The following is a 6,362-nucleotide window of genomic DNA, read 5'->3' on the forward strand; positions in this document are numbered from 1 at the left end:
GAGAACGACCATGGCAACGGCAGTGGCGAACACCGAGGCACGGGAGTACTGGACGGCACGGGCGGCCGGCTGGCTGGAGGACCAGGACGCCCTGGAGATCTTTGGGGGGGCACCAGGCGAGGCCGCCATAGAGGCGTTGGCGCCGCAGCCGGGCGAACGGATCCTCGACATCGGGTGCGGGGGCGGCGCCACCTCCCTTGCCCTTGCCGGACGGGTGGCGCCCCGGGGCAGCGTGGTGGGCGTGGACATCTCACCGGGCATGGTCGCCGGGGCGCAGGCCCGGGCGGCCGCCTCCGGGGCGGGGTCGGTGTCCTTCGTCGTGGGCGACGCGCAGGTCGAGGACCTGGGCGCGGGCGCATTCCAGGCTGCCTACTCCCGCTTCGGCGTCATGTTCTTCGCCGACCCGGTGGCGGCCTTCGCCAACATCCACCGGTGCCTGGCGCCGGCGGGCCGGCTGTCGTTCTGCTGCTGGCAGGGGCCCGCCAGCAACGAATGGATGACGCTGCCGACCGTGGTGGCGCGGGGAGTCCTGGGCATGGCCCCGCCGCAGCCCGACCCCGGAGAACCGGGCCCATTCTCCTTCGCCGACCCCGGACGGATCCGCGAGATCCTCGAAGGCGCCGGGTTCCAGGACGTCGACGTCGCCCTGCACAACGACACCGTTGCGCTTTCGGAGGGTGACGTGGCCACCCGGGCCCGGGTGGCCTTGCGCCAGGGCCTGGTGGCCGAGCTGTTGAAGGAGGTCTCCGACGAGACCCGGGACCAGGTGGTCGCCGCCCTGCAGGAGGCGATGCGGAGCCGGATGGTGGGCGGCGTTTCGGACTTCTCCCGCGGTTATCTCGTGGTGACGGCCCGGGCGTGAGCGGGCCGAGGCCGCAAGCAGCCTAACTGGCGGCCCAGGGCGTCCCTCCGGGCGGCGCCTGGTAGCTGCAGTAGATCCCGGTCCGCACCCCGGCGCCCAGGTCCCGCCCGGCGTCCGGGAAGGACTCCTCGATGCGGGCGATGGCGGCCCGGAGCGCCCGGGTGACGTTGAGTCGGGCCTTCTCCACCACCGAGGCTGCCCGCCGGTCCCGGCCGCCCAGGCCCACCGCCCGGGACAGCTCGGCCACCAGGGCGTCGATCTCCCCCTGGATGGCCACCATGGCATCGTCGTCCTCGCGGGCGTCGGCCTCGTCGAGGTCCGCCCGCAGAGCCTCCAGCCGGCGGCGGTATGCGGCCTTGGCGGCGCCGTCCAACATCTCGCCCGCATCGCCGAGGTCACGCCGGCGGATACCCGGCTCCTCCGGTGCCCCCTCGACCGCCTCCACCAGGTCCAGCACGTGGTGCTCGACGGCAGGCGCCCCCAGGAGGACCCCGAGGTAGGACAACCCTTTCGTCGCCCGCAGGTAGAGCGTGCTGCCGCCGACGGTCAGCACCCAGTCGTCCCCCGCCCGGCGCAGCATGGCGGGGGGGCCCGGGGCGAGCGACGGCCCGGGCAGCCACCGGCCGTGGAGGTCGAGCCGGGCCTCGATCGCCGCCGCCGCCTGCTCCTCAGCGCGAGCGGCGGCCGGGTCCGGGTGAAGGTGTGCCAGCTCACGGTGCATGGTGACGGCCAGCAAGGGGGCGGCCCACTCATCCATACCGGCCAGGGCCTGCTCCAGGGTCCCGACCGCGGCCGGAGCATCGCCGGCACCGGCTGCGACCCGGGCGACGGCGAGGGCCACCTCGGCTGGCGCTGCGGTGCCGGCCCGGCGCTCCAGCTCCTGGCAGGCCTCCCGTGCCGCCCCGATGTCCCCCCGGGCCAGCTCGGCATCCACCAGGATGCCCAGGAGCGCAGGGGAGCGCATCCGGTCGTCGCCGAGGGTGCGCACGCCCCGGCGGGCGACGGCGGCCGCCAGGTCGTGCTCGCCGCGGGTGTGGTGGAGGCGGGCGAGCGGCACCGTCGCCTCCACCAGGTCTTCGAAGCCCACCAGGAGGCGCTCGGCTTCGTCCAGGCGGCCTTGGCGGACCCGGAGATCGGCCAGTGCCGCCACCGCAGCACCGCGGCTGTAGTGCGAGCCGCTCCCGGTCAGCTCCAGCCCGTGCTCCAGCACCGCATCGGCCTCGGCCCAGCGCCCGCACTCGCACAGCAGGGAGCCGTAGACGGTGGCGCAGTGCGCCCCCAGGATCCCCGGGCCGCCCTTGTCCCCCAGGAAACCCTGAGCCCTGAGGATGTCGCCCCACTCGTGCACCCGGCCAATCTCCCGGGTCTCCTGGCAGGCGCTGAACAGGTTGCAGCAGATCGATCCGGCTGCCGACAGGTCGCTGACCAGGTTGCCCGTGACCAGGGCCATCGCCTCGTCCAGCCAGGCCATGCCCTCCTCGACCCTGCCGAGCAGCACCAGGGCCAGGCCGCCGTCGGCCCGGCCCTTGGCCTCCAGGTCCGCATCGCGGAACTCCTGGGCCCGCTCCAGGGCGAGTTCAGCCCGGGCCAGGAGGTCGGCGGGGTCCGGGAGGCAGCACCCGGTGCGGGCCACGGCGACCCAGCCCTCCTCGACGCAGTGCCCGACGCCGGCCAGCAGCCGCTCGGCGCGGGCGAACCACGCCTTCGCCGCCAGCCGGTTCCCGAGGCCATCGAGCAGGATCCGTCCGAGGCAGGCCGCGGCCCACGCCGCCCGGGCCTGGGCGCCGCGCTCGGTGAACTCTCCGACCGCCAATTCCAGCTGCGCCCGGGACTCGTCGTACCTCCCCAGGACGAAGCAGTGCCCGGCAAGCTGGAGGCGGGCCTCGGGGTCGGGCGAGGCGCTCTCGGCCCCGGGGTGGTCCAGTGCTTCCCGCATCTTCGGTTACGCGGTGAGCTTCGCGGCCTCTTCGAGGATGGGTAGCGCCCGGTCGACCATCTCGTCGGTGGCGGTGAGCGACATGCGGAAGTAGCCCGGCCGCTCGAAGGCCTCGCCCGGGAGGGTGAACACCCCCCGCTCCGCCAACCAGTCGCAGAAGGCCACGGCATCGGGCATCGGGCTGTGGATGAACAGGTAGAAGCCGGCTTCGGGCGTCTCCAGCCGGTAGCCCATGGCGCGCAGGGCGGCCACCAGCCGGTCGCGGCGGCGCTCGATGGCGGGGAGGTCGATCAGCATCCGCTCCAGCTCCGGCATCGCATGCTGCATGCCGGTATCCGGCGGTCCCCCCATGCTGAGCGACGCCCAGAGCAGGGGCATGCGCAGCGCCTCCCGATCGGGCATCGCCGGTGCCATGGCCATGTACCCCGCCCGTTGCATGGGAGCCAGGATCGATTTGGAGTAGGTGTGCAGCAGGAAGGTGGAGGGATAGGCGTGCGCCGGCGTGACCATACGGGCACCGGTGAACAGGATGCGGGCGTAGGCCTCGTCGCTGATCAGGAAGATCCTCCGGCCGTGGCGCTCCGAGGCCTCCTGCAGGATCGTCGCCAGGCCGGTGAGATCCTCCAGCGGGTAGATGCGGCCGCTGGGGTTGTGCGGGGTGTTGAGCAGGACGATGCGCGTCCGGGGTGTGATCGCCGCCTCGATGGCGGGCAGATCGAGGTCGAAGCGCTCCCCGATGAGCGGCACCTTGACCGGCTCGCCGCCCTCCTGGAGCACCAGGGACTCGTAGAAGAACCAGGGGGGCGACATCATCAACACCTCGTCGCCCCGCTCGACCAGCAGGCGCAGCAGGAGGACCAGCCCCGAGGCTGCGCCCCGGGTGAGGACTACGTCCTGGGGGTCGATCGGAAGGCCGAGGCGCTCGCCCAGGGCCTGCGCCACGGCGTCGATGGCCGGTTGCCAGGGCGGGCCGTAGCGGTAGTAGGCCGGGCTGTCAGCGACGACCGCCTTCTGGAGGGCCTCGACGTACTCGGGCAGCGGGAGCTCGGTCGGGTTGCCGGCCATGAAGTCACAGGCACCCGGCGCCGCCGCCCGGGGGCCGTACTTCATGAGGAAGGCCATGAGGGCCCCGCCCGCCGCCAAGGACCGGCGGCTGCGCTCCGGGAGCTGCTCGGCAATGCCCACGCGCCGAGGATACCCGAGTCGTGGTGCTACGCCCCCGCTCGGAGCACCGCCTGGAACCCGCCCTCGAGGTCGGTGGCCCGGCCCAGGCCGAGGGCCTGGAGCGAGAGGGCGGCGAGACTGGAGGAGAAACCCTCGTTGCACACCACCACGATCTCCTGGTCCTCGCCGGTGGCCTCGGGGATGCGGTGGGGAGAGGTGGGGTCCAGCCGCCACTCCAGCACATTGCGGTCGATGACCACCGCCCCTTCGAGGGCTCCGTCGCGCTGGCGCTGCTCCACCGGTCGGGTGTCGACGATCAGGGCACCCCGGGCGATGAGCCCCGGCAGGTCGGCGGGCGTGGCCCGGGGCGCGATCCGGCGGCGGGCATCGGCCAGCACCGCGTCGATCCGCGACTTAGGAGCCGGGGTCTCCAAGCTTGGTCCAGTCGTGCTCCGAGGTGATCACCCGCACGGTGCCCGACTGCGACCGGGTCACGATCGACTGGGTCATCGCCCGCGGCCCCCGGTAGCGCACGCCCTGCAGGAGGTCGCCGTCGCTGATGCCAGTGGCGGCGAAGTAGGCCTCGCCCTTGACGAGGTCCTCGGTGGTGAGGATCCGGGTCAGGTCGTACCCGGCGTCCAGGGTGTTGCGCCGCTCCTCTTCGCTGCGCGGGTGCAGGCGGGCCTGGATGACACCCCCCAGGCACTTCAGCGCGCACGCCGAGATGACCCCCTCCGGCGTGCCCCCGATCCCCACCAGCAGGTCGATCCCGGTGCCGTCACGGGAAGCGGCGATCGAGGCGGCGACGTCGCCGTCGGAGATCAGCTTGATGCGGGCCCCGGCCTGGCGGATCGCCGTGATGAGCTCGTTGTGGCGGGGCCGGTCGAGGACGATCACGGTCAGCTCCTCGACGTCCTCGCTCTTGGCCTTGGCCACCCGGGCGAGGTTGACCTCGATCGGAGCGTCGAGCTCGATGAGATCGGCGGCCTCCGGGCCGGTGACGATCTTCTCCATGTAGAAGCACGGCCCCGGGTTGAACATCGAGCCCCGCGCGGCCGCGGCGAGCAGGGCCAGGGCGTTGGGCTGCCCCTTGGCGGTGAGGGTGGTGCCGTCCACCGGGTCCACGGCGACATCGACCTGCGGCGCCTCGCCGTTGCCCACGTGCTCGCCGTTGTAGAGCATGGGGGCCTCGTCCTTCTCGCCCTCACCGATGACGACGATGCCGTCCATGGGGACGGTGGCCAGCATGGCCCGCATCGCGTCCACGGCGGCGCCGTCCGCACCCTCCTTGTCCCCGCGGCCCAGCCAGCGGGCAGCGGCCAGCGCTCCGGCCTCGGTGACGCGAACCAGATCCATGCCGAGATTGCGTTCGGCGACGAGGGCTGCCTGCTTGGGATGATGCATCGTGCGGCCATACTAGTCGGCTCCTGCGAAAGACGGGAGGGAGTCGCTGGGGGTGGCCCCCGGACGACGCAGCAGCCATTGCCCTGGACGTCTTCCTTGAAGCCGAACAGGTGGCTTCCCGCCTGGGGCTGAACCGGTCCCAGCTCTACGTCCAAGCCATTCGGCTTTTCCTTGAATCGCAGGGAGACGATCCCGTTACGAGGAAGCTGGACGAACTGGCGAGTGAGTTCGCCGCCGGGCAGGGCGCCACCACCGGTCGCGCCCTCATCGATCAGGGCGCATGGCAGTGGTGAGGCGCGGCGAGATCTGGTGGGTGGATTTTGGCGACCCGATCGGTTCGGCCCCGGCATACCGCAGACCTGCAGCCATTGTGTCGTCCGACCGCTTCAATCGATCCAAGGTGGCCACCGTCATCGTGGCAGCGGTGACCTCCAACCTGCGGTTGGCGGACTCCCCCGGCAACGTCGCCCTGGCGCCTGGCGACGGGGGTCTCCCCATGCCATCGGTGATCAATATCACCCAGCTGCTGAGCATCGGCCGGGACCTGCTTCTGGGCCAGGCTGGGCGGCTGGCGCCGGCACATCTTCGTGCCCTCGATCAGGGACTCCGCCTGGTCCTCGACCTGTAGGCTCCAAGCCTGCCGCAATTGGTAATCAAATTGGAGATCAGCCCCCTCAGGGGACCAGCGCCGTCCACCAGTCCCCCAGGAACACCGCCTGGCCCTGGGCCAGGGTGAGGGTGCCGCTGCAGACGTCCTTGTGGACCCGGTTCTCGATGGTGTCCTTGGCATGCGCGCCGTGCGGCCCATCCCAGGGTTCCGGCCACAGGTTCTGCGGTGAGGTGGGGTTGCCGCCCACCTCCAGCGGCACCCGGTGGTCCTCCTCGTAGAGGGAGGTGGGGCCGGGCAGGCCCTGGCTGGCCATCTGCTGGCGTTTCAGGGCGTCGGTGTAGCTGGCCGGGGGGCGAACGGTGGCCGTGTAGCCGCTGACGCAGATC

Annotated in this window: 7 protein-coding genes; 2 read left to right on the plus strand and 5 right to left on the minus strand. The window is 72.1% G+C overall.

Annotated features, from left to right (window positions below):
- The first annotated feature begins 10 nt into the window (after positions 1 to 10).
- Positions 11 to 862 carry a methyltransferase domain-containing protein gene (locus VFW71_04510; GenBank protein HEU5002023.1) on the plus strand — a complete coding sequence of 284 codons (852 nt, stop codon included), beginning with the start codon at positions 11 to 13 and terminating at the stop codon, positions 860 to 862.
- A gap of 22 nt (positions 863 to 884) precedes the next feature.
- Here VFW71_04510 and VFW71_04515 read toward each other — a convergent pair whose 3' ends face one another.
- From VFW71_04515 to glpX, 4 genes are read right to left on the minus strand one after another with little or no spacing between them, the layout of a single operon-like run.
- Positions 885 to 2,798, minus strand: a complete 1,914-nt coding sequence (locus VFW71_04515; GenBank protein HEU5002024.1) for a hypothetical protein — start codon at positions 2,796 to 2,798, stop codon at positions 885 to 887.
- 6 nt (positions 2,799 to 2,804) lie between these two features.
- On the minus strand, positions 2,805 to 3,983 hold the full coding sequence (locus VFW71_04520; GenBank protein HEU5002025.1) for an aminotransferase class I/II-fold pyridoxal phosphate-dependent enzyme: 1,179 nt from the start codon (positions 3,981 to 3,983) through the stop codon (positions 2,805 to 2,807).
- Between the two features lie 26 nt (positions 3,984 to 4,009).
- Positions 4,010 to 4,360, minus strand: coding sequence for a rhodanese-like domain-containing protein (locus VFW71_04525; protein HEU5002026.1), 351 nt, complete (start codon positions 4,358 to 4,360; stop codon positions 4,010 to 4,012).
- A gap of 16 nt (positions 4,361 to 4,376) precedes the next feature.
- Positions 4,377 to 5,366, minus strand: a complete 990-nt coding sequence (glpX, locus tag VFW71_04530; GenBank protein ID HEU5002027.1) for a class II fructose-bisphosphatase — start codon at positions 5,364 to 5,366, stop codon at positions 4,377 to 4,379.
- A gap of 280 nt (positions 5,367 to 5,646) precedes the next feature.
- On the opposite strand from glpX, the gene VFW71_04535 reads away from it, so the two are divergent.
- Complete coding sequence (locus tag VFW71_04535; protein ID HEU5002028.1) at positions 5,647 to 5,994, plus strand: type II toxin-antitoxin system PemK/MazF family toxin; 348 nt, start codon at positions 5,647 to 5,649, stop codon at positions 5,992 to 5,994.
- A 46-nt stretch (positions 5,995 to 6,040) separates the two neighbouring features.
- Here VFW71_04535 and VFW71_04540 read toward each other — a convergent pair.
- The coding region (locus VFW71_04540) for a hypothetical protein (protein ID HEU5002029.1) at positions 6,041 to 6,362 on the minus strand (322 nt) is incomplete at its 5' end.

It is taken from the genome of Actinomycetota bacterium (genome assembly GCA_035765775.1).
GTDB lineage: Bacteria > Actinomycetota > CADDZG01 > JAHWKV01 > JAOPZY01 > DASTWV01.